Consider the following 24,247-nt stretch of genomic DNA (forward strand, 5'->3'; position numbering starts at 1 on the left):
GCCGCCCGGATCAGGGATTCCGGGTGCATAGCCTACCGCTCGCACCGACATCGCCCTGCCAGCAAGCCGTCGCACCCGGGAAATCCCGGCACGAACCATCCGCCGGACGGTTGTTTCCGAATAGCCAATCATGGAGATACCGGGTGGGGAGGTGCCGTGACCGTAGTGCACAGCAGTGTGGTGGATGCGCCACGCGAGGAGGTCTTCGCCTGGCACGCACGCCCGGGTGCGATCCATCGGCTCATGCCGCCGTGGCAGCCGATGAAAGTCATCGCCGAGGCAGCCTCGCTGGCCGACGGGCGCGCCGTGCTCGGGCTGCCCGGCGGTCTCCGCTGGGTCGCGCAACACGACCCCGACTGTTACGACGCTCCGGCGCGCTTCGTCGATGAGTTGAAGCATGACGGCTGGCACTCGGTGCCGCCGGCGCTGGTCGGCCACTGGCGTCACGAGCACCACTTCGAGGCGGTCGATGCCGGGCACACCCGACTCACCGACCGTGTCGAGACGCCGGTTCCGGCGCCCCTGTTCCGGCAGATGTTCCGATACCGGCACCGCCAGCTCGCCGACGACCTCGCCGGCCATCAGTGGTCCCACGTCCACGGTCGGCGCCCCGGCACCGTCGCGATCACCGGAGCGAGCGGGCTGGTCGGTACTGCCCTGGCCGCATTCCTGTCCACGGGTGGCTACCGGGTGATCCGCCTGGTGCGCCGCGAGCCGCGCACCGACACCGAACGCCGGTGGGAACCTGATTCGCCGGATGAGCGACTGCTCGACGGCGTGGACGCGGTCGTGCATCTGGCCGGTGCATCGATCGCGGACCGGTTCACCGAGGCACACAAGAAGGCGGTGCGCGACAGCCGGATAGCGCCGACGCGGCGCCTGGCCGAGTGCGCTGCCGCCGCGGCCGACGGGCCCGCGACCTTTGTGTGCGCGTCGGCGATCGGGATCTACGGATACGACCGCGCTGATGCGGACTTGGACGAATCCGCGTCGCACGGCGAAGGCTTTCTCGCCGACGTCGTCGCCGACTGGGAGGACGCGACAGGCCCGGCAGCGACCGCCGGCCTGCGCGTGGTGACCGTGCGTACCGGCATCGTGCAGTCCCCGCGCGGCGGAACCCTGCGGCTGATGCGTCCGTTGTTCGCGGCCGGTCTCGGCGGACGCCTGGGCAGTGGGCGGCAGTGGTTGTCGTGGATCGACATCGACGACCTGGTCGACATCTACCACCGCGCGCTGGTCGACCCCGCGCTGTCCGGTCCCGTCAATGCGGTTGCGCCCCAACCGGTCCGCAACATCGACTACACCACGACCCTGGCGCGGGTCCTGCACCGTCCGGCGTTGTTGCCGGTTCCCGATGTCGGTCCGTCGATGTTGCTCGGCCGGCAGGGGGCTCGTGAGCTGGCCCTGGCGAGTCAGCGCGTGGTGCCGGCCCGGCTGCTCGGGGCCGGTCACCGGTTCCGCCGCCCCACCCTCGAGCAGTGCCTGCGGCACCAGCTCGGACACCTCGGCGTCAGCGTCGGTTGAGCCACCAGATGTGCGTGGACAGCACGGCGGCGAACGCACACCAGGCCGGGTAGGCCGCCAATGGCGCTGCGCGCCTACCGCGGACTGCGACCGCCCGGCGGGTCAGGTCGGCGCTACTGGCGGCGAGCGCCCCCGCGGTCAGTGCCGCGAGTCCGAGCCGGCGGCGGCCGAAGAACACCCACGACCAACTTGCGTTGAGGCCCAAGTTGATCGCGAGTGCGGTGGAGAATCGGCGGGCGGCATCGGTGTCGCCGTCCTCGATCAGGTGGTCGACGGTGTCGGCGGACACCACGGCGATGTCCGCGTAGAGCAGTGGCCAGACGATCGGGAACACCTGCCGCGGCGGCTGGTAGGCCGGCTTGCACAGGCGCTGGTACCACACCGAGTCGACGCTGCTGCGGGATGCCGCACCACCGGTGAGGGCGGTCGTCGCCACCGCTGCCGCGGTGGCTCCGATCAACCTGATTTCCATACTGTTTCGCTCCTCCAGAGTTGTCGGCATGCTGCTCAGGCTTCTATGGAAACTGCGACCTCGTTGCGGCGCAGGAACGGCAGCGTCCAGGGCGGGTCGTAGAACCATGCCGTCGGTTCGCCGATCGTCAGGAATCCATAGGCCCGCAGGGTCGCACGCAGCCGTCTGGTGTGGTCGGCAATGCTGCGGGCACCCCGGTCGCCGCTGAACCTCAGCACCGCAACGGTTTCCGGCGGAAGGTCAACCAACGCGACACGCTGGTCGTCCGGTGTCGGCAACGATTGCAGCGTCCACCCCGTGGGCATGTAGAACCGGACCACCCAGCCCTGATCCCCACCGGCCTGTTGCGAGACCGGTGCCGTCATCTCGATCTTCTGGCCGACCGGCGCGGTCATCGCAATCCGGTCGGACCGATGATTGGCGCCGAAGATGTAGCCGGCGAGGCGGCGGAAGGCGACGGTGCGGGCCGTCTCCTCATCGGCGACCACTGTCGTCTCGGCCGCGATTCGTGGCCCGTACCTGCGGATCTCCACGCCGTCGGCCAACGTTTCCACGCTGTGCAGCGGTTCCTCGACACCCGCGCGAATGCCCACACTCGACGCGGCGAAACCGACGAACTGGCCCAGGGCCGTTCGCAACTGAGTAATCACAGCGAGTCCTTCCCGGTGCAGCGTGCATCCCGTCAGCGGTGATTCGTCGCCGCGGATTCAGCGGATGGTTCACGGGCCCCGACTCGGCGCGAATCGTCAGGCGCTCACCCATCCGATGTCCTCCCGGAACCGAACCCCTACCGACCGAAACATCCGGATACACGGAGGGAAGTACACATGAAGATCACACGCGCCGCCGCATCGGCTGCCGCGGTCGGTATCGCCGCGGCGGGGATGCTCTCGCTGTCGGCGGGTATCGCGGTCGCCGGCCCGAGCGGCCCCGGTTGCGCCGCCTACACCAGCCAGGTGCCGTCCGGCCCGGGTTCGGTGGCGGCGATGGCAACCGAACCGGTGGCCACCGCCGCCGCGAGCAGTCCTGTCCTGACGACGCTCGCCTCGGCGCTGTCCGGCAAGCTGAATCCGAATGTCAACCTGGTCGACACGCTCAACCACGGGCAGTTCACGGTTTTCGCGCCGACCGATGACGCGTTCGCCAAGCTCCCCGCGGCCACCGTCGATTCCTTGAAGTCCGATTCGGCAATGCTGACAAGCATTCTGACCTACCACGTGGTGCCGGGCCGGGTCGATCCCATGAAGGTGGCGGGCACCCACACCACGGTGCAGGGCGCACCCCTGACCGTCGCCGGTACGCCGGATTCCCTGAAGGTCAACGATGCGTCCGTCGTGTGCGGCGGCATCGAAACGGCCAACGGGACCGTGTATCTGATCGACCGGGTGCTGATGCCGCCGGCGCGCTGAGCGCCGGCTATTGGATCGACGAAACACGTTGTATTTCAGCGTAGTTCGGTGATCACTCCGGCGAAGTACTCGGCGTGATGGTGCTGCAGGCTGAACGAGGTGACCCCGTAGGTGTCGCGCAGCAACCGGATCTTGTCGGCGATGTCACGCGGGGTTCCGGCCAGCGCGGCGGGCAGCGCCAGTAGCTGCGCGTCGGACAGTTCCGGCGCGTACCGGCGGATCATCGTCAGGTCCGGGCGGCCGGAGTCGTCGGTCGGGCAGGCGGTGATCGCCAGGTTCAATTCCAGCGCATCGAATCGGTCGCCGGCGGCATTGCGTACGAAGGCGATTCGCTCGGCCAGCGCGTCCTGGGCGTTCTTGCCGGCGTCGGAGCCCGTCAACCCGATGATGTCGGCGTGCTGAGCGGCAACCGTCAGTACCCGGTCGCCGTTGCCGGCGATCAGGACCGGGATCGAGGGGTGGTTGGCCTTCACGAATTCGGTGACGTGCTGGAGGTGACGGACCCGCTGCCCGGCGGTGGGGAACGGGATCTCGGCGAGCTCGAACTCTTCGCGGACGTACCCGGCGCCCAGCCCCAGATCCAGCCGCCCGTCGCTGAGTAGGTCGACGTCGGCGGCGTCGCGCGCCAGCAGCGCCGGCGAGTAGAACGCCGCGTTGAGCACGTAGGTACCCAGCCGGATCCGTGACGTCGCCTGCGCGGCGGCGGCCAACACCGGGAACGGCGCCGGCCCGCCGAGGTGATCGGCGACGTTGTACACGTCGAACCCGAAATCCTCGAAACGCCTTGCCGTGTCGATGAATCGCTGCCGCGATTTGGCTCCCCAGACGCCGATGCCGAACCGGAATTCTGAACTCACGGCGCCGATGCTACCCCGGCGAGTCGACGATGCTGCCGCGGAACGCGGCAGAGGAGGAGCGAGCCACTTGGACCCGGCGAGTCGACGATGCTGCCGCGGAACGCGGCAGAGGAGGAGCGAGCCAGTACAGCCAGTGCTCGTCGGACTGGCCCACCACGTCGTGCCGGGTTGCGCCGTACGCAATCAGGCGGAGAGGCCGCCGAACGTGGTTGCTGTGGACGAATATTCGACCGCGCACCGGCCGCGCATCTCGCCGAGTGTGGGCCCGGGGCACGGAAATCGAGCTCGCAACGTCCATAAGGGCCACGCTCGGCGAAGAACAACCCGTCGCCACGCCGGCGTCCGTCAGACCAGCGGCAGGGTGGCGAAGACCTTCCCGGTGGGCTGCGCCGACCCGGTGCCGGGTTCGACGGTGAAGTTCAGCGCGGTGGAGTCGCCCAGCTCGGGCAGCACGGCCGTGGTCGACGGCGACACCGCCGCGGCGTCCATCGTGCCTGCCGACCGCATACCGGCCGGGTCGACGAGCCACATCTGATACACCGTGCCCTCCGATGGGGGAGGCACGTTGTTCATCACCAGCACGCCGGCGTGCTCGTCGCGGGAGAACACCAGGGTGGCCGTCCCGCCGGTCGGCAGATCCCCGCTGACCGTGCGGACGTCCGGCGCGGCGAAGATCTGTTGTTCGGTGCTGGGTGCGGGCGTTGGACGCAGCGCGATACCGACACCGACAGCGCCCAGCCCGATGGCGATGGCCGCGGCGGCGGCCAGTGCAACCCCGCGCCAACGCCGGTCGGGTCGGCGGGTCGCGGCGAGTACCCGGGTCCGCAGCGCCGCCGGGGGTTCGACCGCGTGCGCCGAGGACAGGACAGCCAGTGCTTCGCGGACCGCGCGCACCTCGCCGTAGAAGGACTCGGCCTGGTCGGCGTCGGATGTGGCGAGCCGGGTGTCGATGGCGTCGCGCTCCTCGTCGGCGAGCGCGTGAAGTGCATAGGGCACCGCCAGATCGGCCAGCGTGTGCTCGGGCTCGGTCATCGAACCCCCAGACAGTTGCGCAAGGATCGCAGTCCGTCCCGCATGCGGGACTTCACGGTGGCCAGGTTCGCCGACAACCGCTCGGATACCTGCGGGTACGTCAGACCGTCGTAGTAGGCCAGCTCGATGCATTCCCGCTGGAGGTCGGTCAGCCCGTCCAGGCAGGCCGCCACCCGCCGCTGTTCGTCGGAGACGATCACCGTGTCACTGACGATGTCGACCGCGGGTTCGAGGCTGGCCGCGCCGTAGCGGGATTCACGCGCGCCGGCCGCCTGTTCGGAGCGGACCCGGTCGACCGCCCGCCGGTGGGCCAGGGTCATCAGCCAGGACAACGGGGTGCCCGCGGCCGGGTCATAGGTATCGGCGCTCCGCCAGACCTGCAGGTAGACCTCCTGGGTGGTCTCCTCGCTGTAACCGCGGTCCCGCAGCACGCGTGTCACCAGCCCGAACACCCGGGATCGGGTGGCGTCGTAGAGAGCGGCGAACGCATCGGCATCGCGGCGCGCAACCCGGCGTAGCAGGACGTCGAGGTCGGCGGTCACAGACAGGAGCGTAGCCGCCGGGTTGGTCATCGCGGTGGTCGTGGAACGAAAAACGCCGTACGTGAGCAGTATTCGCTGAAACCGGGACGCCCGGCCATGTGCTTCTCGGCGACCCGCGCGCCGGTGCCGTACACCAGGAAATACGTCATCAGTACCGGTGAGAGCACCGTCGCCAGCGCCGGCCAACCGGTGATGGTGACCAGCCACAGCCCCCACCACACACAGGCGTCGCCGAAATAGTTGGGATGCCGCGTCCACGACCACAGACCGCGGTCCATGATCGCGCCCCGATTGGCCGGATCCGCCTTGAACACCTCGAGCTGGTGGTCGCCGACGGCCTCGAAGAACACGCCGAGCAGCCAGAGTGCGACGCCGATCCCCAGCACCGGCAGCAGCGCCGCCGGCGTCGGGCCGGTGGTGGCCGACAGTTGCAGCGGTAGCGAGACGAACCAGGCCGCGGCGGCCTGCACGGCGAAGATCTTGCGCAGCACGGTTGCGGTGGAGAAGTCGCCCCGCAGATGCGCCTCATAGCGGGGGTCCTCGCCCTTGCCCCGCAGCTTGACCGTCAGATGCCACGCCAGCCGCAGCCCCCATACCGACACCAACGCCAGCAACAGCAGGCGGCGACGCAGATCGCCGGTGCCCAGTGCCGCGGCGATCGCGGCCACCACGACGAACGAGAGGCCCCAGGTGACGTCGACGACGTTGTACCGACCGATCCGTCTGCCGATCAGGAAGGTGACACCGAATACGACGACGACGGCGGCGAGCGAAATCGCGGACAATGCAGGAAAATTCACCATCGGCCTCCCGTCGGGGCGAATGCCCACTGGTAGACATCAAGATAGCCGGATCGGAATCCGGCCTCGGAGTGGGCCAGGTAGAGTTCCCACATTCGGCTGAACACGTCGTCGAACCCCAAGTCCGACACCGCATCCCGGTTGGCGGTGAACCGCTCACGCCAGAGCCGGAGCGTCTCGGCGTAGTGCGGTCGCAGGGAATACATGTCGACGGTTCGCAACGAGGTCTGATCACCGGTGATACCCAGAATCGCTTCGGTCGACGGCAGCAGTCCGCCCGGGAAGATGTACTTCTGGATCCAGGTGTGCGTGTTGCGGCTGGCCAGCATCCGGGAGTGCGGCATCGTGATCGCCTGGATCGCCACCCGGCCGCCGGGTGCCACCAGGGTGTCCAGGGCGCGAAAATACGTCGGCCAGAACTCGTAACCCACCGCTTCGATCATCTCGACGGAAATCACGGCGTCGTAGCGGCCGGCAACGTCGCGGTAGTCGCACAGTTCGATCTCGACCCGATCGCTGTATCCGGCAGCAGCGACGCGCTGGGTGGCCAATCGGCGCTGTTCGCCGGACAGCGTCACCGATCGCACCTGTGCGCCGCGGGCCGCGGCCCGCAGACACAATTCGCCCCAGCCGGTGCCGATTTCGAGCACCCGGGTGCCCGCGCCCACCCGGGCCACGTCGAGCAGGCGGTCGATCTTGCGGCGCTGCGCGTCGGCCAGGTTGTCGAATGTTGCTGGTGCACCGCCGAACAACGCGCTGGAGTACGTCATCGTCTCGTCGAGGAATTCGGCGAACAACTCGTTGGACAGGTCATAGTGCTCGGAGACGTTGCGGCGGGCCTGATGCCGGCTGTTGTACTGGGACCGCGGTTGGCGGACCAGCGCGATCGGGCGCATGCGTTGCAGTGCCCGCGGAATCAGATCGGACACCGAGGTCGCGAACACGGTCAGGACTTCGGCCAGATCGTCGGAGGTCCATTCGCCGGCCATGTAGGACTCACCGAAACCGATCAGCCCACTCCGGCCGATCCGGCGGGCGAGGCGTTCGGGGTGCAGGACCCGCAGCGTCGGCAGCGTCGGGTCCGCCGCGCCGATCACCGAACCGTCGGGATGAACCAGCCGAAGTGGAAGCTGTTGCACCGCACGGTGCAACAGGGCCGTGGCGATCCGGGCCGCTGCCGCGTTCAACGGGCCCCGGGGCGCCCGGTGCACATCCGGCCAGCGTTCCGCGTCGATACCGGCAATGTCCCGGTCCGGAGTGCCGATGGTCATCGGGGTACCACCGGGACGCCGCGGAGCCACAGCGCGACACCCTGCAGCCGGATCCGTGCGGCGCCGACCAGGGGGGCCAGCGGAGCGACCAGTTGCAGTCGCGCGAGTTGGGCTGCGCTGGAGGGCAATCGGCTGCCGTTCATGGTCGCGGTGAACGGCAACTGTCCCTTGCGGTGTAGGGTGATCGCGACCGAGAGCGACTCGCCGGGCCGCGGCGCGCGTACCCGGTAGTGCCCGTCGACGTCGTTGAACGGGGACACGTACATCTTCTTGGCAGTGCTGACGGGCTGATTCTCTTCTGCGGGAAGCAGATACGCGTGCCGATTGCCGTAGGTGTTGTGCACTTCGGCGATCACCGCGCGCACCGTGCCCTCGGCGTCGTGGCACCAGAACAGGCTCAACGGATTGAACACATAGCCCAGAACCCGGGCCTGCAGCAGAGCGGTGATCCGACCGCCGGGCAGCGGCAGACCCTGCGCCGCCAGATAGGCGTCCAGCCGCTGGCGCAGGCTGTCCTGCGCGGCGCCGGTGAAATGGTCGCGCGCCTCGACCCGGGCGAACGGGCGCAGCCACCACGGCGGTCGCGGTAGGGCGTCGACATCGACGTACCAGAAGTAGCCGCGGTAGGTGAAGCGGTGGCGCACCGGGGCGCGCCGCACATGGGTGATGGTGGTCCGATACAGCGCGGGTGTCAGCTCGTTCATGTGAACGCCCCGACGGTGTTTCGGTCGGCATCCCGCTGCAGTCGGGCAGCCGCCCGAGCGCCGGACGCGGCGCCGTCCTCATGGAATCCCCAGCCGTGATAGGCCCCCGCGAAGACGATTCGGTTGTCGTCGAGAGCGAGCAATAACTGTTGTGCCGCCAGGGATTCCGTGGTGTACAGCGGATGGTGGTAGGTCATCTCCGCAAGCACGCTCGCCGGGTCCAGCCGATCTGCGGCACTCAAGGTCACCAGGAACCGTTTCGGAGTGCGCAGGCCCATCAGCCGGCTGATGTCGTAGGTGACGGCGACGTCGTCGTTGCCGTCGATCAGGTAGTTCCACGAGGCGCGCGCCCTGCGGTGGGTGGGCAACACGGACTCGTCGCTGTGCAGCCGGGCGTGGTTGGTCGAGTACGGAATGGCGCCCAGCGCCGCGCGCTCGCGGGCGGTGGGTTCGGCCAACAGCGCCAGCGCCTGATCGGAATGGGTGGCCACGACGGCGGCGTCGAACCGGTGCGTCCGCGCTCCGGCACGAAATCGGACGCCGTCGGGTACCCGGCGCAGGTCGTGTACGAGGCTGCCGGTGCGGACCTCGTGCAACCCGGCCGCGATCGCGTCGACATAGGTGACCGAGCCGCCGACGACGGTCCGCCAGACCGGCGATCCGAACACGGTCAGCATGCCGTGGTGGCCGAGGAAGGTGAACAGGTAGCGGGCCGGGTAGTCCAGTGCGGCCGCGGGCGGGCAGGACCAGACCGCCGCGACCAGCGGGGTCAGGAAATTCTCGACGAAGTACGGCGAAAAGTTGTGCCGGGCAAGGAATTCCCGGAGCGGCTCGGGCCAGGGGTCCGCCGCGGCCAGCAAGCGGGTGGCGGCCCGGTGGAACTTCTTCACCTCCGCGAGCATCGCCAGGTACCGCGGACGGGCCAGGTTTCCCAATGTCGGGAACAGGCCACCGAGGCCGCGTGCCCCGGCGTACTGCAGACCAGAGCCGCAGTGGCGCACCGACATCGACATCTCGGTATCGCGGGTGGCGACGCCGAGTTCGTCGAACAGCCGGCACAGCGTCGGATAGGTACGGTCGTTGTGGACGAGGAATGCGGAGTCGACGGACACCATCGTCCCGTCGCCGCCGTCCACCCGATGTGTGTGCGCATGGCCGCCCAACCGCGGATCGGCTTCGAAAAGGGTGACGTCATTGCGCTTGGCCAGTTCGTGGGCGGCCACCAGGCCCGCAACGCCGCTGCCGATGACGGCGATCGACCGGCGGGTGTTGATCGGGTTCACATACCGAATTCGGTGCGGCCGTGTCGGCGGATGGGTGGTGGCCGCCTGCCGGCCGCGCCCGTCAGCCCCGCACGGTCAGATAGATCAGCACAGCGTTGAGCACCGTGATCACCGCGGCGATCAGCCAGCCCAGTGCGGTGGTGACCCGACGGTTGGCGTCCTCACCCATCAGGGTGGCGTCGTTGGTCAGCTGGACCAATGGGACCAGCGCGAACGGAATGCCGAACGACAGCACCACCTGCGAGAGCACCAGCGCGCGGCTGGGATCGAACCCGATCCCGAGGATCACCAGCGCAGGAATCAGCGTGACGACCCGGCGGGTCAGCAGCGGTATCCGGACGTTCAGCAGCCCGTCCATGATCATCGACCCCGCGTACGCGCCGACGGACGTCGACGCCAACCCCGACGCGAGCAGTCCGATCGCGAACAGCAGGGCGACGCCGGCGCCCAGGGTGTCACGGACGGCGTAGTACGCGCCCTCGATCGAATCGGTGTTCTCCCGGCCCTGCAGATGGGTCGCGGCCACCAGCAGCATCGCGATGTTCACCGCTCCGGCCAGCAGCATGGCGACCGCGACGTCGGCGCGGGTCGCCTGCAGCAGTCGCCGGCGCGGGGCCCCGGGTTCGGGCCGGCCATGCCGATCGCGGGTCAGCCCGGAATGCAGGTAGACGGCGTGCGGCATGACCGTCGCGCCCAGCATGGCAGTGGCCAGCAACACGCTCTCGGCGCCGTCGAATCGGGGCACCAGTCCCGAAGCGACCTCCGACGCGGCCGGTGGGTCGACGAACAGGCTGGACAGGAACCCGATCGCGATCACCGCCAGCAGTCCGACGATCACCCGTTCGAAGGCCCGTTGCCCGCGGCGGTTCTGGATCGCCAGCAGCGCCAGCGACACCGCGCCGGTGATGACCCCGCCCCACAGCAGCGGCAGCCCGAACAACAGGTAGAGGGCGATCGCACCGCCGACCACCTCGGCGACGTCGGTGGCCATGGCGACCAGTTCGGCCTGGGTCCAATAGGCCAGCCGGGTGGACCGACGGGCGCGCAGGGCAACCGCCTCCGGCAGCGACAGGCCGGTCACCAGGCCGAGCTTGGCCGACAGGTACTGCACCAGGCTGGCCATCAGATTGGCCACCACGATCACCCACAACAGCAGGAACCCGAACTGTGAACCCGCGCTGACGTTGGCCGCGACGTTGCCCGGGTCGACGTAGGCGATGGCGGCCACGAACGCCGGGCCCAGCAGGTAGACGGGCGGTAGGCGAGGTACCCGCCGGGTCTCGTGCACGAACAGTGAGGCTAACGGAGACTACAGATCGGGGAGCGGCAGGTCCAGGTTCGGGAAGGTGATGCCGCCGTCGACCTCGAGGGTCTTGCCGGTCAGGTAGCTGCCGGCGGGGGAGGCCAGGTAGACGGCGGCGGCGGCGATGTCTGGGGGTTCGCCGAGGCGCCGCATCGGCGTCGCCTTCTCCATCGGTTCACGCAGCGCGTCGTTGGAGGCGACGATGTCCAGGGCCGACGTCAGGATCGAACCCGGGGCGATGGCGTTGACCCGGATGCGCGGACACAGATCGAGGGCGGCCAGGCGGGTGTAGTGCGCCAGCGCGGCCTTGGCGGTGCCGTAGGCGGCGAACCCCCGGCCGGCGACCCGGCCCATGGTCGAGGTGATGTTGATGATGCTGCCGCCGCCGGAATGCTCGAGCATCAGCGGCACCGCGGCCGCGGTGAGGGCGTGCGCGGTGGACACGTTGAAGGTGAACGCGTCGCGCAGGTCCTTGGTCGAGGTGTTCAGCAGCGGGCCGGGCATGGTCCCACCGACGTTGTTGACGACGATGTCGAGCTTCCCGAACTCGGCCACGGCGGCGGCGGCCAGTTCCGCGGTGGCCTCCGGATGTGCGAGGTCGCCGGTGACGACGTGCGCCCGTCGGCCGGTGTCGCGGATCTGCGCGGCCACCTCGTCGAGTTGCGAACGGGTGCGTGCGGCGATGACGACGTCGGCGCCCACCTCGGCGAACGCCAGCGCGATGGCGGCACCCAGGCCGCGCCCCGCACCGGTCACCACGGCCACCTGATTGTCGAGCCGGAATCTGTCGAGGATCATCGCGGCCACCGTAGCAAGGCGGTTGAACTGTCCGGAGCGGTTGAACGTAGATGTCCATATGAGCAGCGAACGTCCTACCATTTCCCAGGTGAGCGACGACAACAGGGCGCCGGTGATCACCGCCACGGCGGTCGAGTTCCCGCCGCACCGGCACGCGCAGGACGAGGTCGTCGCCGCGCTCGTCGACGCCGCCGGGGAGGACTTCCTGCGCTTCGCGGCATCCAGCGGGGTCGGCTACCGCCAGCTCGCCCTGCCGATGGATCGCTACCCGCAGCTGACCGGCTTCACCGAGGCCAACGCCGCCTACCTCGAGGTGGCACTGGAACTGGGCGACCGGGCGATCCGGTCGGCGCTGGACGCCGCAGGACTCACTCCCGCCGACGTCGACATCGTCTTCTCCACCACCGTCACCGGGGCGGCCGTCCCGACCGTGGAGGCCAGGCTGGCCGCCGAACTCGGGATGCGGCCCGACGTCAAGCGGGTCCCGCTGTTCGGGCTGGGCTGCGTGGCCGGCGCCGCCGGAGTGGCCCGGATGAACGACTACCTGCGGGCCTATCCGGACCACGTTGCGGTGCTGCTGGCCGTCGAACTGTGTTCATTGACCATCCAGCGCGACGACCATTCGATCGCAAACCTGGTGGCCACGAGCCTCTTCGGGGACGGCGCGGCGGCGGTGGTCGCCGTCGGTGCGCAGCGTGCCCCGGCAGGCCGCGGCCGGCCCCGGGTGCTGGCGTCGCGCAGCCGGCTCTACCCCGACACCACCGAGATGATGGGCTGGCAGATCGGCAGCGACGGATTCCGCATCGTGCTCTCCGCCGACGTCCCGACGGTGGCGGACAAGTATCTCGGTGAGGACGTCCGGCTGTTCCTCTCCGAATTCGGGCTCACCACAACCGATATCGCCACCTGGGTGTGTCATCCGGGCGGGCCGAAGGTGATCGAGGCGGTGGAGAGCGTGCTGGACCTGCCGGACGACGCGCTCGACCGGACGCGGGCGTCGTTGTGGGAGAACGGCAACCTCTCGTCGGTGTCGGTGCTCGACGTACTGGCGGCCAATCTGGCGGATCCGCCGGATGAGGGCGAGCTGGGGATGATGATCGCGATGGGGCCGGGGTTCTGCTCCGAGCTCGTGCTGCTCGGCTGGTAGGCGCGTGTACTACCTGCTGATCCTGGCGGTTGCCGTCGAGCGCCTCGCCGAGCTGGTGGTGTCGAAACGCAACGCGCAGTGGGCAATGTCTCGCGGTGGCCGCGAGTACGGCCGTCGGCACTACCCGGTGATGGTCGTCATCCATACGCTGCTGTTGGTGGGTTGCGTGGCCGAGGTGTGGTTGCTGCACCGTCCGTTCCTACCGTGGCTGGGCTGGCCGATGCTGGCGCTCGTCGTTGTCGCGCAAGCACTTCGGTGGTGGTGCATCACCACCCTGGGCCACCGGTGGAACACCCGCGTGATCGTCGTACCCGACGCCCCGCTGGTGAATGCCGGTCCGTATCGCTGGCTGCACCATCCCAACTATGTGGCCGTCGTGATCGAGGGCATCGCGCTGCCGCTGGTCCACACCGCCTGGGTGACCGCCCTGTGTTTCACCGTGGCCAACGCGTTGCTGCTGGCCGTGCGCATCCGCGTCGAGAACGCCGCGCTGGGCTACGCCGATGCCCGGGTATGACACCGACCTGCTGATCGTCGGCGGCGGTCCCGCCGGCCTGGCCACGGCGATACATGCACGTGCGCAAGGGCTTTCGGTGCTCATCGCCGAACCCCGCGATGCGTCCATCGACAAGGCGTGCGGTGAGGGACTGATGCCCGGCGGTCTGGCCGAACTCGCCGAGCTGGGAGTGGACCCGGTGGGAATGCCGTTCCACGGCATCGTCTACGACGACGGGAGGCGCCGTGCGAAGGCCCGATTCCGGGCCGGACCCGGCCGCGGGGTGCGGCGGACCACCCTGCACGCGGCGCTCGCGCAACAGGCCAAACAGTCCGACGCGGAATGGATTTCGGTGAAGGTGACCGAGGTTCGGCAGGACCCCACGGGGGTGTGCGCCGCCGGGGTCCGGGCGCGCTATCTGATCGGCGCCGACGGGCTGCACTCCGCGGTGCGGCGCGGCGCCGGGATCGCGGCCACCGTGGGCGCGCCGCGGCGGGTCGGTCTGCGCCGGCACTACCGGGTGGCGCCGTGGTCGGAATTCGTGGAGGTGCACTGGTCGCCGTGGGGAGAGGCCTACGTGACGCCGGTCGAGCCCGACCTCGTGGGCGTCGCGATCCTCAGCCGGCATCGGCACGACCTCGCGTGGTTCCCGTGGCTGGAGCGCCGGCTCGCCGGGGTGCCGCACGGCGCCGAGCGCGGCTGCGGCCCGCTGCGTCAGGTGGTGTCGCGCCGCGTCAGCGGACGAGTGCTGCTCGTCGGTGATGCTGCCGGATACGAGGACGCGCTGACCGGAGAGGGGGTCAGCCTGGCCGTCAAACAGGCCCGCGCCGCCGTCGCCGCGATCGTCGCCGACCGCCCGCAGGCCTATGAGCGGGACTGGCAGCTCATCACCCGCCGCTACCGGTGGCTGACCCGCGGCCTGGTGTTGGCCACCCAACCAGCGCTGGGCCGGCGGTCCCTGGTGCCCGCCTGCGCTGCGGTGCCCGCGGTCTTCGGCCGCGCCGTCGACATCCTCGCGGGCTGAACCCAACTTTCCCGATCTGTTCCGCGTTGGCTGCGACGCTATTTCTTGGCAGCGGTCTTCTTGGCCGCCGTCTTCTTGGCGGGCGTCTTCTTGGCCGCCGCCTTCTTGGCGGGTGCCTTCCTCGCCGGTGCAGGCTCGTCGGCCGCGGCGGCGCCCTGACGCTTCTTCACACTGGCCTCGAGCTTGGCCAACAGGTCCGAGACGTCATCGGACTCATCGAGGTCGGTGGGTTTCTCCTCGACGGTGAACGCCTCGTCGCCCTCGAGCTTGGCCGCCACCAGTTCCTTGAGCTGATCCTGATAGTCGTCGCGGAAGTTGTCCGGGTGGAAATCCTCGCTCATCGATTCGACCACCTGGCCGGCCATCTTCAGCTCGGCGGGTTTGATCTCGACCTTGGTGTCGAGCACCGGGAAATCGGGATCGCGGATCTCGTCGGGCCACAGCAGGGTGGTGATCACCATGACGTCGCGCTTGCTGAAATCCTTCACCCGCAGCGCCGCCAGCCGCGTCTTGCTCCGCAGCGCGAAGTGGACGATCGCGACGCGGTCGGTCTCGGCGAGCGTCTTGGCAAGCAGCACATACGATTTGGTCGACTTTCCCTCGGGCTCGAGGAAGTAGCTCTTGTCGTACATGATCGGGTCGATGTCGCCGGCCGGGACGAACTCGACCACCTCGATCTCGCGGCTGCGTTCCTCGGGCAGGGTGGCGATGTCCTCGTCGGTGATGACCACGCTGCGGCCGTCGTCGGCCTCGAACGCCCGCGCGATGTCGCTGTAGTCCACCACCTCGCCGCACACCTCGCAGACCCGCTTGTAGCGGATCCGGCCGTTGTCCTTGGCATGCACCTGATGGAACTTCAGATCGTGGTCCTCGGTGGCGCTGTAGACCTTGACCGGGACGTTCACCAGACCGAAGGAGATCGAACCTTTCCAGATGGAGCGCATGGGCCCAGTATGGCCCACGGTCAGGGCGACTGGCCCGTAACGGCATCCAGACCGGGGGTCAGGCCCAGCGGCACATCGGGGTTGGCCCCCGGCGCATTGCTGGTCTGCTGGTCGTATGGATTGGCCCGGCAGTTGGAATCGGCGGGTGTCTCGTTGCCGGTGCACCAGGGCACCCAATCGCGTGGATCCGCGCCGGCAGACGGAGCGCACACGATCACGCAGGCGACCGTGAGTCCGGACCCTGCCGCCACCCATCGGTTGCGCCACGCGCGCGGCATGATTCAACGGTACCAAGGTATAGCGTGGTCGGGGATGGATTCGTCTGCGCCCACGGTCACGCTGACCAATGCCGACAAGGTGCTGTACCCCGCGACAGGCACCACCAAGGCCGATGTCTTCGACTACTACACCGCCATCGCCCCGGTGATGGTGCCGCACATCGCGGGCCGGCCGGTAACCCGGAAACGCTGGCCCAACGGGGTGGAGCGGCCGGAGTTCTTCGAGAAGCAACTGGCCTCGTCGGCTCCGGCGTGGCTGGAACGAGGCACGGTCGTACACAAATCCGGGACCACGACGTATCCGGTGATCGACAGCGTTGCCGGGTTGGCGTGGATCGCCCAGCAGGCGGCTCTGGAAGTTCATGTGCCGCAATGGCGGTTCGTCTCCGGCGAGCCGGGCCCGGCCACCCGGCTGGTGTTCGATCTGGACCCCGGCGACGACGTCACGATGAGCCAGCTGTGTGAAGTGGCTTGTGCGGTGCGGGATCTCATGGATGACATCGGCCTGGTGACCTTCCCGCTGACCAGCGGCAGCAAGGGCCTGCACCTCTACGCCCGCTTCGACTCGCCGGTCACTTCGCGCGGAGCCTCCACTCTCGCCAAACGGGTTGCACAGCAACTCGAACAGGCGATGCCCAGCCTGGTCACCGCGACCATGACGAAGAGCCTGCGACAGGGCCGGATCCTGGTGGACTGGAGCCAGAACAGTGCGGCGAAGACGACCATCGCGCCCTATTCGCTCCGGGGACGTGCCCAACCGACCGTCGCAGCCCCGCGCAGCTGGGCCGAGATCGAGGGTGCCGGCCTTTCACAGCTGCGCTACGACGAGGTCCTCGACCGGGTGGCCCGCGATGGCGACCTGCTCGACGGCCTCGACGCGGCCGCCGATCTGCCCGACCGGCTGACCGTCTACCGCAGCAAGCGGGACGCCGGGAAAACACCGGAGCCGGTTCCCACCGTCAAACCCGTTGCGGGGAACAATGATACGTTCGTCATCCAGGAGCACCACGCCCGTCGGCTGCACTACGACTTCCGGCTCGAGCGGGCCGGCGTGCTGGTGTCCTGGGCGGTGCCGAAGAACCTGCCGACCACACCGGCGGTGAATCACCTGGCCGTGCAGACCGAGGACCATCCGCTGGAGTACGGCGGCTTCGAGGGCACCATCCCGGCCGGCGAGTACGGTGGCGGCCAGGTCCGGATCTGGGATTCGGGTACGTATGACACCGAGAAGTGGCTACCGGACGAAGTCATCGTGACGTTGCACGGACAGCAGATCTCCGGGCGCTACGCGCTGATCCGGACCGACGGCAAGAACTGGCTGGCGCACCGCACCAAGGAGCAGCCCGAGCAGCTGCCGCGAGATATCGCGCCGATGCTGGCGACGCATGGGTCGGTGGCCAACCTCGAGGGGGCGCAGTGGGCCTTCGAGGGAAAGTGGGACGGCTACCGGCTGCTGTTCGAATCCGATCGCGGAGAACTGCGGCTGCGCTCGCGCAGTGGACGCGATATGACCGCGGACTTCCCGCAGCTGGCGGCGATCGCCGGTGACCTCGCCGAGCACCGGCTGATCATCGATGGCGAGGTGGTCGCCCTCGATGAGTCCGGTGTGCCGAGCTTCGAGGAGTTGCAGAACCGGGCGCGTGCGACGCGGGTCGAGTTCTGGGCGTTCGACCTGCTGTTCCTCGACGGCCGCTCGTTGCTGAAGGTCAAGTACCGGGATCGGCGCGCACTGCTCGAAGTGCTCGCCAGGGGGACGAATCTCATTGTTCCCGAACAGATCCCCGGCGACGGCATGGCGGCCCTGGTGTACTCGCGCAAGCATCGGTGGGAGGGCGTGGTCGCCAAGAAGTGGGATTCCATCTATCAGCCGGGTGTCCGGTCGTCGGCGTGGATCAAGGACAAGGTGTGGCACACCCAGGAGATCGTGATCGGCGGTTGGCGCCGGGGCGAGGGCGGGCGCTCCAGTGGAATCGGAGCGCTGCTGATGGGGATTCCCAACCGCGGCGGCCTGGACTTCGTCGGCCGGGTCGGTACCGGGTTCACGGAGAAGGAACTGGCGAAACTCGGGCGGATTCTGGCGCCGCTGGAAACCGCCGAATCACCCTTCAACAAACAACTTTCGCGGGTCGATGTGAAGAACGTGACATTCGTGCGGCCGGAGTTGGTCGGCGAGGTCCGCTACGGCGAGTGGACCGGCGACGGGCACCTGCGGCACCCGAGCTGGCGTGGGTTGCGGCCCGACAAGGCGCCGTCGGACGTCGTACGGGAGTGACCGCTCTTACTGCATCTGCTCAGTGCTCACCGACATGTTTTGCGAGTGGATCTCGCAGTAACCGCTGAGCAGATGGGTTTTTGCTGACGGCCCATCAATGGCCTCCAGCAGACCGCGGGTTGCCAGTTCGTCGGCCAACTCATTGTCGGCCACGCCCGCGTGACCCTTGATCCAGAACCACTCGACCCGGTGCCGCGCTTGGGCCGCCCGCAGCCGCTGCCATAGATCGACGTTCTTGACCGGCTGCTTGGCGGCCGTCAGCCATCCGTTGCGTTCCCAGCCCAGCACCCACGTGGTGATGCCGTTGCGGACGTAGGTGCTGTCGGTGTAGAGGTGCACCGACATCGGCCTGGTGAGGGCCTCGAGCGCCATGATGGGCGCGGTCAGTTCCATCCGGTTGTTGCTCGTCCGGCCGGAATCGCCGCCGCACATCTCGCGGACGTGCTCGCGGTGCCGCAGCACCGCGCCCCAGCCGCCGGGTCCCGGGTTGGGGCGGCATCCGCCGTCGGTGTGGATCACCACGACGTCGTCAGCCATGGCTCGATGTCCCGTCGGTCATGCGCCGAGGATAAGAGATCAACGCGGTCCGGACCGACATCCCGAACTCCTGGTGTCGCAATGTGGTGATCCGGCGGCCGGGCTGTATCGCATCCTTCACCGGCGCGGTGCGGTCACCGAAATACGCAGCGGTGGCGTCGATGTCCGCGACGGCGAAAGTGATTCCCCACAGGGTGGACGGTCCCGGCGTCGCGGATCCCGGGGTGCCGACCACCTCGATGATCACCTCGCCCATACGGAAGAAAACCTGCCGGATGGGTCGTCCACCGAGTTCCGCGTCGCGCTCGCGGCGGGCATGGGCGCCCGCGGCTCCCAACGAGGCAACCGTGCGGTCCAGATCGGGTGACAGCAGCACGACGTGGTCGACCGACGTCACGCCGTTCCGGTGCTCGGCGCGAGCGTTCGGCGTCGGACCGGCGGTCGATCGTGTGGTCGGGATTCCGTCGAGCTCATCGCACCGGAAGTCATGTGGGAGCCCGCGCAACGACCACCCGACAATGCCGGTGGCCCGCTGTCGACCGACCAGCCGGATGCCGACGTCGCCGACGCGGCAGACGCCGTCCGTGCCCACCTCGAAACCCGCCGCCGTCCAGGCGTCGGCCGGATCGGCAACCTCGAGTTCATCGAGGGCCAACGCCATACCTAGGCCTGCGCAACAAGAATGGGCCGCAGCGCGTCCAGCACCGAGGCATCCTCGATGGTCGACGGGACGGGCTCGTCGCGGCCGGCGGCGATGCCGCGCAACGTCTTGCGCAGGATCTTGCCCGACCGTGTCTTCGGCAGCGCCGGAACCACATCCACCAACCGGAAGGCCGCGACGGCGCCGATCTCGGTGCGCACCAGATCGATCAGGTCCTCGGCCAGGCCGTCGGCCGACGCGCCGGCCTTGAGCACCACCAAGCCCCGCGGCGCCTGGCCCTTGATCTCGTCGGCCACACCGATCACCGCACACTCGGCCACGGCCGGATGGGTGGCCAGCACCTCTTCGATGGCGCCGGTGGAAAGCCGGTGCCCCGCAACGTTGATCACGTCATCGATGCGACCCATCACGAACAGGTAGCCGTCCTCGTCGATCCGGCCGCCGTCGCCGGTCAGGTAGTAGCCGGGGTGCTCGCTGAGATACGACGCCTCGTAGCGCGCGTCGGCATCCCACAGCGTCGGCAGGGTGCCGGGCGGCAGCGGCAGCGAAATACAGATCGCACCCTCCTCGCCGGCCCGGCACCGGTAGCCGTCGTCGTGCAGGATGTGCACGTCGTAACCCGGCATCGGCACTGTCGGAGAACCGGCCTTGATCGGAAGTGTTTGCAGGCCCATCGGATTGGCGGCAATGGGCCAACCCGTCTCGGTCTGCCACCAATGGTCGATCACCGGCACCCCGAGCTTATCGGCCGCCCAGTGGTAGGTGTCGGGGTCGAGTCGCTCGCCGGCGACGAAGAGGTAGTTCAAGCTCGACGTGTCATGGTGGGCCAGGTGGGTGGCCTCCGGATCCTCCTTGCGGATCACCCGGATCGCGGTCGGCGCGGTGAAGAGGGCCTTCACGTGGTGCTCGGCGATCACCCGCCAGAACGCGCCCGGGTCCGGGGTGCCCACCGGCTTCCCCTCGTAGAGCACCGTGGTGGCCCCCAGGAGCAGCGGCGCGTAGACGATGTAGGAGTGGCCGACCACCCAGCCGACATCCGAAGCGGCCCAGAACACTTCGCCCGGGGCCAGGTCGTAGATATGCCGCATCGTCCACAGCAACGCCACCGCGTGCCCACCGTTGTCGCGGACGATGCCCTTGGGCTTGCCGGTGGTGCCCGAGGTGTAGAGCACGTACAGCGGGTCGGTGGCCGCCACCGGAACCGCATCGACCGGCTCGGCGGTGGCCATTGCCTCCTGCCACTCCACGTCCCGACCCTTCACGACGTCGCAGTGGTGCCGGTCGCGTTGCACCACAACGCAATGCAGCGGCGGATGGGCGCACATGGCGATGGCGTCCTCGAGCATCGGCATGTATTCCACGATGCGGGTGGGCTCGATTCCGCACGAGGCCGTGACCACGACGGTGGGCCGCACGTCGTCGATACGCACGGCCAGTTCGTGCGGGGCGAAGCCGCCGAACACCACCGAATGCACGGCACCGAGTCGGGCGCAGGCCAGCATCGAGATGACCGCTTCCGGGATCATCGGCAGGTAGATGACCACCCGGTCGCCCTTGCCCACACCGAGGCCGCGCAGCACGCCGGCGAACCGGGCGGTCTCGTCGAGCAACTCGGCGTAGGTGTACACCCGCTTGGTGCCGGTGACCGGGGAGTCGTAGATCAACGCCGGCTGATCGGCGCGGCCGTCGGCCACGTGGCGGTCCAGGGCGTTGGCGCACGTGTTCAGTTCGGCATCCGGGAACCAGCGGTAGAACGGCGGATTGGCGTCGTCGAGGATGCGTTCCGGCTCCCGGGTCCAGGTGACTGCCTTGGCGGCCTCGGCCCAGAAGCCGGCCGGATCGCTGATGCTCTGGTCGAACACGTCGTGGTATGCGCCCATCCGGGCACCGTACAACTTCGGTCGCCCATCGTCGGCGGCATGAGTGACGTGGTTCAGATCAAACCTCTGAGTGGCCCGGAATCTGCGCCGAGTGGCATCGGTGGTCACCCTGGACCCCCCCGACAAGCCCAATTTCTCCGGCGAGCGGCCGGGTCTGTACGGGACACGCCGGTGCGATTTCCAGGGATCTTTGCAACACCCCTTCTGTTTGAGGAGTGTTGTCGGTGGCTGGAGTTCTGTCGAGTGTGAAGCGTAGGCAGTTCTGGGAGTTGGTTCGCTCGGGGTTGACGCCCGCTGAAGCTGGGGTGGCTGCCGGTGTGTCGGGTCATACCGGGCGGCGCTGGTTCCGTGACGCTGGTGGGGTGAAACCGTATGTGGGCAAACCCAAGAGCGATGGGCCCCGGCCCCGGCTGACTCTCGAGGAACGTATCCAGATCCAGGTCGGTGTGGGCCGCAACGAGTCGATGCGTTCGATCGGCCGACGCCTGGGTCGGCACGCCTCGACGATCAAGCACGAGCTCGATGTCAATGCTCGCCACCACAATGACGGCCGCGGGTCGGGGTATCGGCGCAAGGAGGCCTTCGGGGCCCGTCAGAGTGGCAACAGCGCCACCGTGCGCTACGACGCGGTGGCCGCCCACGACGCGGCGGCGCGGCGGGCCAGCCGGCCCAAGGACCGCAAGCTGGCCGGCAGTGACAGGCTGCGTGAGCAGGTGCAGACTCGGCTGGAACAGCGGCACAGTCCCCGGCAGATCTCGGAGCGGCTGCGCCGTGATTTCCCCGACGAGCCGGAGATGTGGGTGTCCCCTGAGGCGATCTATCAGGCGATTTACGTGCAGGGCAGGGGCGCGTTGCGCCGCGAGTTGCATCAGTGTCTGCGCAGCGGACGTGCGGTGCGCCGACCGCAGCATCAGCAGGGCACCCGGCGTACCCGGATCCCGGACATGATCAACATCGCCGACCGACCGCCGACCGTCGCTGACCGTGCCGTGCCTGGGCATTGGGAGGGTGATCTGATCCTGGGCAGCACGGCCTCGGCCTCGGCGATCGGCACCCTGGTGGAGCGGCAGACCCGGTTCGTGATGCTGCTGCACCTGCCGGCTGATCACGGTGCGCTGGCCGTTCAGGAGGCCATCATCGACAAGATCACTCAGTTGCCCGCGCACCTGCGGCGCTCACTGACCTGGGATCAGGGCATCGAAATGGCCAACCACAAAGCGATCGCCAAAGCCGCAGAACTCGACATCTACTTCTGCGATCCGCACTCGCCCTGGCAACGCGGAACCAACGAGAACACCAACGGCCTGTTACGCCAATACTTTCCGAAAGGCACCGACCTCAGGATCTACAGCACGCACTACCTCGACTACGTCGCAGCCGAACTCAACGGCCGCCCCCGCCAAACACTGAACTGGAAAACACCCGCCGAAGCACTCAACGAACTACTGTCCCAACCACCCCTTGTTGCATAGACCGCTTGAAACCGCCCGGGCGCGGACGTACAAAGGCGGACGCTCGCGGGAAGGTATTCAGCGGACTCACATCTTCGAGATCACCTTGTCGGCGTACTTCTCCAGGTTGCGGATCTTGTTCTCCAGCGGCTCGGTGTCCGGGCCGATGATGTAAGGCAGCCGGAAGCCGACCATCACGTCCGTCACGCCCTTGTCCTCGAGCCGCCTGATGCCGTCGGGCTTGTAGGCGTCCATCGAGATGACGTGCACCTGGTAGTCGTCACCCGTGCGGCCCTCCGCCCGGCGGTACTCCTGCAGTTTCGCCAGCAGGTCGTCGAGTTCTTCGGCGGGCCCGCCGCCGTGCATCCAGCCGTCGTTGCGCGATGCCCGGCGCAGCGCGAGGTCGGCGTGGCCGCCGATCAGGATCGGGATCGGCCTGCTGGGCGCGGGTGTCATCTTGGTCCTGGCGATGTCGTAGAACTCGCCGTGGAATTCGAAGTACTCGCCGGTGGTCAGGCCGCGGATGATCTCGATGCACTCGTCCATTCGCTTACCCCGCCGCGCGAACGGCACACCCATGAGGTCGTAGTCCTCGGGCCAGGGGCTGGTGCCCACGCCCAGCCCGAGCCGATTGCCGAACAGCGCGGCGATCGAGCCGGCCTGCTTGGCCACCAGGGCCGGCGGGCGGATCGGCAGCTTGAGGACGAAGAAGTTGAAGTGCAGTGTCGTGGTGACCGCACTCAGCGCCGAGGCCAGCACGAACGCCTCGATCATCTCCTTGCCGTCCAGGAACTCGCGGTCGCCGTCGGGGGTGTAGGGATACTTCGCGTCCGACTCCAACGGATACGCGACGCTGTCGGCGATGGTCATCGCATCGAAGCCCGCGCGTTCGGCGGCCTGAGCCAGCGGGATGTAGAACGACGAATCGGTCATGGACTCCGCGTATGTGAACCGCATGCCGCTAGTCGTCGTTCTGTGGCTGGTTCGCCGCGACATCGCCCCAGGTGGCGCGTGCCCCGCTGTCGCCGATCCGGACCACCTGCACGATGGTGGCCGCGCTGGCGACGACGACGACCACGCTGAGGATCACCGCGGCTGCGGTGCCCGGTTCCCGTCGATGCAGCACCACGAGGAGCACCGCGGCCACCAACAGTGCGATGGCGAAGTAGAGCATCGTGTCACCGAGGCCCGCGTGGGTTTCCACCGCCGGTGATTCGCCGACGCGGTGTTCGAGCCATTCGCCGGCCTCGGTGGTCAACGGCGTCAGCGCCAGCACCGCGACGGACAGGGCGAGCACGAGCCACACCAGTCGCCGGCGCGCGGCGGGCCACACCGCACACAGGATCGCCAGCACTGCGGTCAGGGGTGCCAGGACGACGACGAAATGCACGAGCAGGGCGTGGGCCGGAAGGCCGTTGATCATCGACACTGGCGTCCTCTCCGAGAGGTCAAGGCGACGGTCGCACCGAGTACCAAGCGACTGTAATGGACGCCGTGCGCAAGAATTCATCAGTGACCGCAATCTCCGAGCGGGTGTCGCGCGCGCCCGACCTCGGCCACCG

General features: G+C 68.4%; 25 protein-coding genes. 7 read left to right on the plus strand and 18 right to left on the minus strand.

Annotated elements, in window-relative coordinates; genetic code table 11:
- Nucleotides 1–156 precede the first annotated feature (156 nt).
- Nucleotides 157–1,524 (plus strand): TIGR01777 family oxidoreductase, encoded by a 1,368-nt coding sequence (locus tag U0R18_RS07560; RefSeq protein ID WP_526367608.1) that lies wholly within the window; start codon nt 157–159, stop codon nt 1,522–1,524.
- On the opposite strand, the gene U0R18_RS07565 is transcribed toward U0R18_RS07560, so the two are convergent.
- Together U0R18_RS07565 and U0R18_RS07570 are read right to left on the minus strand one after the other, a co-directional pair.
- The gene (locus U0R18_RS07565; RefSeq protein WP_526367609.1) at nt 1,511–1,996 is read right to left on the minus strand and encodes a TspO/MBR family protein; all 486 of its coding nucleotides are present in this window, start codon (nt 1,994–1,996) and stop codon (nt 1,511–1,513) included. The two genes, U0R18_RS07560 and U0R18_RS07565, sit on opposite strands and share 14 nt — an antisense overlap.
- Before the next feature lie 35 nt (nt 1,997–2,031).
- Nucleotides 2,032–2,646, minus strand: coding sequence for a heme-binding protein (locus U0R18_RS07570; protein WP_526367610.1), 615 nt, complete (start codon nt 2,644–2,646; stop codon nt 2,032–2,034).
- A gap of 177 nt (nt 2,647–2,823) precedes the next feature.
- Between U0R18_RS07570 and U0R18_RS07575 the strand changes: the two genes are divergently transcribed.
- A complete protein-coding gene (locus U0R18_RS07575; RefSeq protein ID WP_526367611.1) occupies nt 2,824–3,405 on the plus strand; it encodes a fasciclin domain-containing protein in 582 nt (193 codons plus the stop codon).
- A 35-nt stretch (nt 3,406–3,440) separates the two neighbouring features.
- On the opposite strand, the gene U0R18_RS07580 is transcribed toward U0R18_RS07575, so the two are convergent.
- The 9 genes from U0R18_RS07580 to U0R18_RS07620 all read right to left on the minus strand — a co-directional run bounded on the left by U0R18_RS07580 (nt 3,441) and on the right by U0R18_RS07620 (nt 11,995).
- Nucleotides 3,441–4,262: a TIGR03621 family F420-dependent LLM class oxidoreductase gene (locus tag U0R18_RS07580; protein ID WP_526367612.1), complete on the minus strand. Its 822-nt coding sequence runs from the start codon at nt 4,260–4,262 to the stop codon at nt 3,441–3,443.
- A gap of 345 nt (nt 4,263–4,607) precedes the next feature.
- Nucleotides 4,608–5,294: an anti-sigma factor gene (locus U0R18_RS07585; protein ID WP_526367613.1), complete on the minus strand. Its 687-nt coding sequence runs from the start codon at nt 5,292–5,294 to the stop codon at nt 4,608–4,610.
- A complete protein-coding gene (locus tag U0R18_RS07590; protein WP_526367614.1) occupies nt 5,291–5,866 on the minus strand; it encodes an RNA polymerase sigma factor in 576 nt (191 codons plus the stop codon). The genes U0R18_RS07585 and U0R18_RS07590 overlap by 4 nt, the downstream gene beginning before the upstream one ends.
- Nucleotides 5,863–6,639, minus strand: coding sequence for a DUF1295 domain-containing protein (locus U0R18_RS07595; RefSeq protein ID WP_526367615.1), 777 nt, complete (start codon nt 6,637–6,639; stop codon nt 5,863–5,865). Before U0R18_RS07595 ends, U0R18_RS07590 begins: the two co-directional genes overlap by 4 nt.
- Nucleotides 6,633–7,907: an SAM-dependent methyltransferase gene (locus U0R18_RS07600; RefSeq protein ID WP_526367616.1), complete on the minus strand. Its 1,275-nt coding sequence runs from the start codon at nt 7,905–7,907 to the stop codon at nt 6,633–6,635. Before U0R18_RS07600 ends, U0R18_RS07595 begins: the two co-directional genes overlap by 7 nt.
- Nucleotides 7,904–8,611 (minus strand): DUF1365 domain-containing protein, encoded by a 708-nt coding sequence (locus tag U0R18_RS07605; protein ID WP_526367617.1) that lies wholly within the window; start codon nt 8,609–8,611, stop codon nt 7,904–7,906. The genes U0R18_RS07600 and U0R18_RS07605 overlap by 4 nt, the downstream gene beginning before the upstream one ends.
- On the minus strand, nt 8,608–9,894 hold the full coding sequence (locus U0R18_RS07610; RefSeq protein ID WP_526367618.1) for an NAD(P)/FAD-dependent oxidoreductase: 1,287 nt from the start codon (nt 9,892–9,894) through the stop codon (nt 8,608–8,610). The genes U0R18_RS07605 and U0R18_RS07610 overlap by 4 nt, the downstream gene beginning before the upstream one ends.
- 61 nt (nt 9,895–9,955) lie before the next feature.
- Nucleotides 9,956–11,182, minus strand: coding sequence for an Nramp family divalent metal transporter (locus U0R18_RS07615; protein WP_526367619.1), 1,227 nt, complete (start codon nt 11,180–11,182; stop codon nt 9,956–9,958).
- Between the two features lie 21 nt (nt 11,183–11,203).
- Nucleotides 11,204–11,995: an SDR family oxidoreductase gene (locus U0R18_RS07620; protein ID WP_526367620.1), complete on the minus strand. Its 792-nt coding sequence runs from the start codon at nt 11,993–11,995 to the stop codon at nt 11,204–11,206.
- 58 nt (nt 11,996–12,053) lie between these two features.
- On the opposite strand from U0R18_RS07620, the gene U0R18_RS07625 reads away from it, so the two are divergent.
- From U0R18_RS07625 to U0R18_RS07635, 3 genes are read left to right on the plus strand one after another with little or no spacing between them, the layout of a single operon-like run.
- Nucleotides 12,054–13,142 carry a type III polyketide synthase gene (locus U0R18_RS07625; RefSeq protein WP_526367621.1) on the plus strand — a complete coding sequence of 363 codons (1,089 nt, stop codon included), beginning with the start codon at nt 12,054–12,056 and terminating at the stop codon, nt 13,140–13,142.
- Nucleotides 13,143–13,146: 4 nt separating this feature from the next.
- On the plus strand, nt 13,147–13,659 hold the full coding sequence (locus U0R18_RS07630) for an isoprenylcysteine carboxyl methyltransferase family protein (RefSeq protein WP_526367622.1): 513 nt from the start codon (nt 13,147–13,149) through the stop codon (nt 13,657–13,659).
- Nucleotides 13,646–14,662, plus strand: coding sequence for an NAD(P)/FAD-dependent oxidoreductase (locus tag U0R18_RS07635; protein ID WP_526367623.1), 1,017 nt, complete (start codon nt 13,646–13,648; stop codon nt 14,660–14,662). The genes U0R18_RS07630 and U0R18_RS07635 overlap by 14 nt, the downstream gene beginning before the upstream one ends.
- Nucleotides 14,663–14,700: 38 nt before the next feature.
- Here the strand turns inward: U0R18_RS07635 and ku are convergent, their stop codons facing one another.
- Together ku and U0R18_RS07645 are read right to left on the minus strand one after the other, a co-directional pair.
- Nucleotides 14,701–15,606, minus strand: coding sequence for a non-homologous end joining protein Ku (ku, locus tag U0R18_RS07640; RefSeq protein ID WP_526367624.1), 906 nt, complete (start codon nt 15,604–15,606; stop codon nt 14,701–14,703).
- A 20-nt stretch (nt 15,607–15,626) separates the two neighbouring features.
- Nucleotides 15,627–15,884, minus strand: a complete 258-nt coding sequence (locus tag U0R18_RS07645) for a hypothetical protein (RefSeq protein WP_526367625.1) — start codon at nt 15,882–15,884, stop codon at nt 15,627–15,629.
- A 34-nt stretch (nt 15,885–15,918) separates the two neighbouring features.
- On the opposite strand from U0R18_RS07645, the gene U0R18_RS07650 reads away from it, so the two are divergent.
- On the plus strand, nt 15,919–18,156 hold the full coding sequence (locus U0R18_RS07650) for an ATP-dependent DNA ligase (RefSeq protein ID WP_526367626.1): 2,238 nt from the start codon (nt 15,919–15,921) through the stop codon (nt 18,154–18,156).
- A gap of 6 nt (nt 18,157–18,162) precedes the next feature.
- Here the strand turns inward: U0R18_RS07650 and rnhA are convergent, their stop codons facing one another.
- From rnhA to U0R18_RS07665, 3 genes are read right to left on the minus strand one after another with little or no spacing between them, the layout of a single operon-like run.
- Complete coding sequence (gene rnhA, locus U0R18_RS07655; RefSeq protein ID WP_526367627.1) at nt 18,163–18,693, minus strand: ribonuclease HI; 531 nt, start codon at nt 18,691–18,693, stop codon at nt 18,163–18,165.
- Nucleotides 18,686–19,354, minus strand: a complete 669-nt coding sequence (locus U0R18_RS07660; protein ID WP_526367628.1) for a VOC family protein — start codon at nt 19,352–19,354, stop codon at nt 18,686–18,688. The genes rnhA and U0R18_RS07660 overlap by 8 nt, the downstream gene beginning before the upstream one ends.
- A gap of 2 nt (nt 19,355–19,356) precedes the next feature.
- Entirely contained in the window at nt 19,357–21,234 is a 1,878-nt protein-coding gene (locus tag U0R18_RS07665) for a propionyl-CoA synthetase (protein ID WP_526367629.1), read from the minus strand.
- Between the two features lie 224 nt (nt 21,235–21,458).
- On the opposite strand from U0R18_RS07665, the gene U0R18_RS07670 reads away from it, so the two are divergent.
- Entirely contained in the window at nt 21,459–22,706 is a 1,248-nt protein-coding gene (locus U0R18_RS07670) for an IS30 family transposase (protein WP_526366064.1), read from the plus strand.
- A gap of 66 nt (nt 22,707–22,772) precedes the next feature.
- Here U0R18_RS07670 and U0R18_RS07675 read toward each other — a convergent pair whose 3' ends face one another.
- Both U0R18_RS07675 and U0R18_RS07680 read right to left on the minus strand, forming a co-directional pair.
- Nucleotides 22,773–23,642, minus strand: coding sequence for a TIGR03619 family F420-dependent LLM class oxidoreductase (locus U0R18_RS07675; RefSeq protein ID WP_526367630.1), 870 nt, complete (start codon nt 23,640–23,642; stop codon nt 22,773–22,775).
- A 4-nt stretch (nt 23,643–23,646) separates the two neighbouring features.
- Nucleotides 23,647–24,114, minus strand: coding sequence for a DUF2231 domain-containing protein (locus tag U0R18_RS07680; protein WP_526367631.1), 468 nt, complete (start codon nt 24,112–24,114; stop codon nt 23,647–23,649).
- Between the last annotated feature and the right edge of the window lie 133 nt (nt 24,115–24,247).

The organism is Mycobacterium sp., assembly GCF_046330795.1.
Lineage (GTDB): Bacteria > Actinomycetota > Actinomycetes > Mycobacteriales > Mycobacteriaceae > Mycobacterium.

Coding starts and splice junctions, on each gene's coding strand:
- U0R18_RS07565 (WP_526367609.1), bottom strand. CDS start 1,996: ATGGAAATCAGGTTGATCGGAGCCACCGCGGCAGCGGTGGCGACGACC.
- U0R18_RS07575 (WP_526367611.1), top strand. CDS start 2,824: ATGAAGATCACACGCGCCGCCGCATCGGCTGCCGCGGTCGGTATCGCC.
- U0R18_RS07585 (WP_526367613.1), bottom strand. CDS start 5,294: ATGACCGAGCCCGAGCACACGCTGGCCGATCTGGCGGTGCCCTATGCA.
- U0R18_RS07590 (WP_526367614.1), bottom strand. CDS start 5,866: ATGACCAACCCGGCGGCTACGCTCCTGTCTGTGACCGCCGACCTCGAC.
- U0R18_RS07595 (WP_526367615.1), bottom strand. CDS start 6,639: ATGGTGAATTTTCCTGCATTGTCCGCGATTTCGCTCGCCGCCGTCGTC.
- U0R18_RS07600 (WP_526367616.1), bottom strand. CDS start 7,907: ATGACCATCGGCACTCCGGACCGGGACATTGCCGGTATCGACGCGGAA.
- U0R18_RS07605 (WP_526367617.1), bottom strand. CDS start 8,611: ATGAACGAGCTGACACCCGCGCTGTATCGGACCACCATCACCCATGTG.
- U0R18_RS07620 (WP_526367620.1), bottom strand. CDS start 11,995: ATGATCCTCGACAGATTCCGGCTCGACAATCAGGTGGCCGTGGTGACC.
- U0R18_RS07625 (WP_526367621.1), top strand. CDS start 12,054: ATGAGCAGCGAACGTCCTACCATTTCCCAGGTGAGCGACGACAACAGG.
- U0R18_RS07635 (WP_526367623.1), top strand. CDS start 13,646: ATGCCCGGGTATGACACCGACCTGCTGATCGTCGGCGGCGGTCCCGCC.
- ku (WP_526367624.1), bottom strand. CDS start 15,606: ATGCGCTCCATCTGGAAAGGTTCGATCTCCTTCGGTCTGGTGAACGTC.
- U0R18_RS07645 (WP_526367625.1), bottom strand. CDS start 15,884: ATGCCGCGCGCGTGGCGCAACCGATGGGTGGCGGCAGGGTCCGGACTC.
- U0R18_RS07650 (WP_526367626.1), top strand. CDS start 15,919: ATGGATTCGTCTGCGCCCACGGTCACGCTGACCAATGCCGACAAGGTG.
- rnhA (WP_526367627.1), bottom strand. CDS start 18,693: ATGGCTGACGACGTCGTGGTGATCCACACCGACGGCGGATGCCGCCCC.
- U0R18_RS07660 (WP_526367628.1), bottom strand. CDS start 19,354: ATGGCGTTGGCCCTCGATGAACTCGAGGTTGCCGATCCGGCCGACGCC.
- U0R18_RS07665 (WP_526367629.1), bottom strand. CDS start 21,234: ATGGGCGCATACCACGACGTGTTCGACCAGAGCATCAGCGATCCGGCC.
- U0R18_RS07675 (WP_526367630.1), bottom strand. CDS start 23,642: ATGCGGTTCACATACGCGGAGTCCATGACCGATTCGTCGTTCTACATC.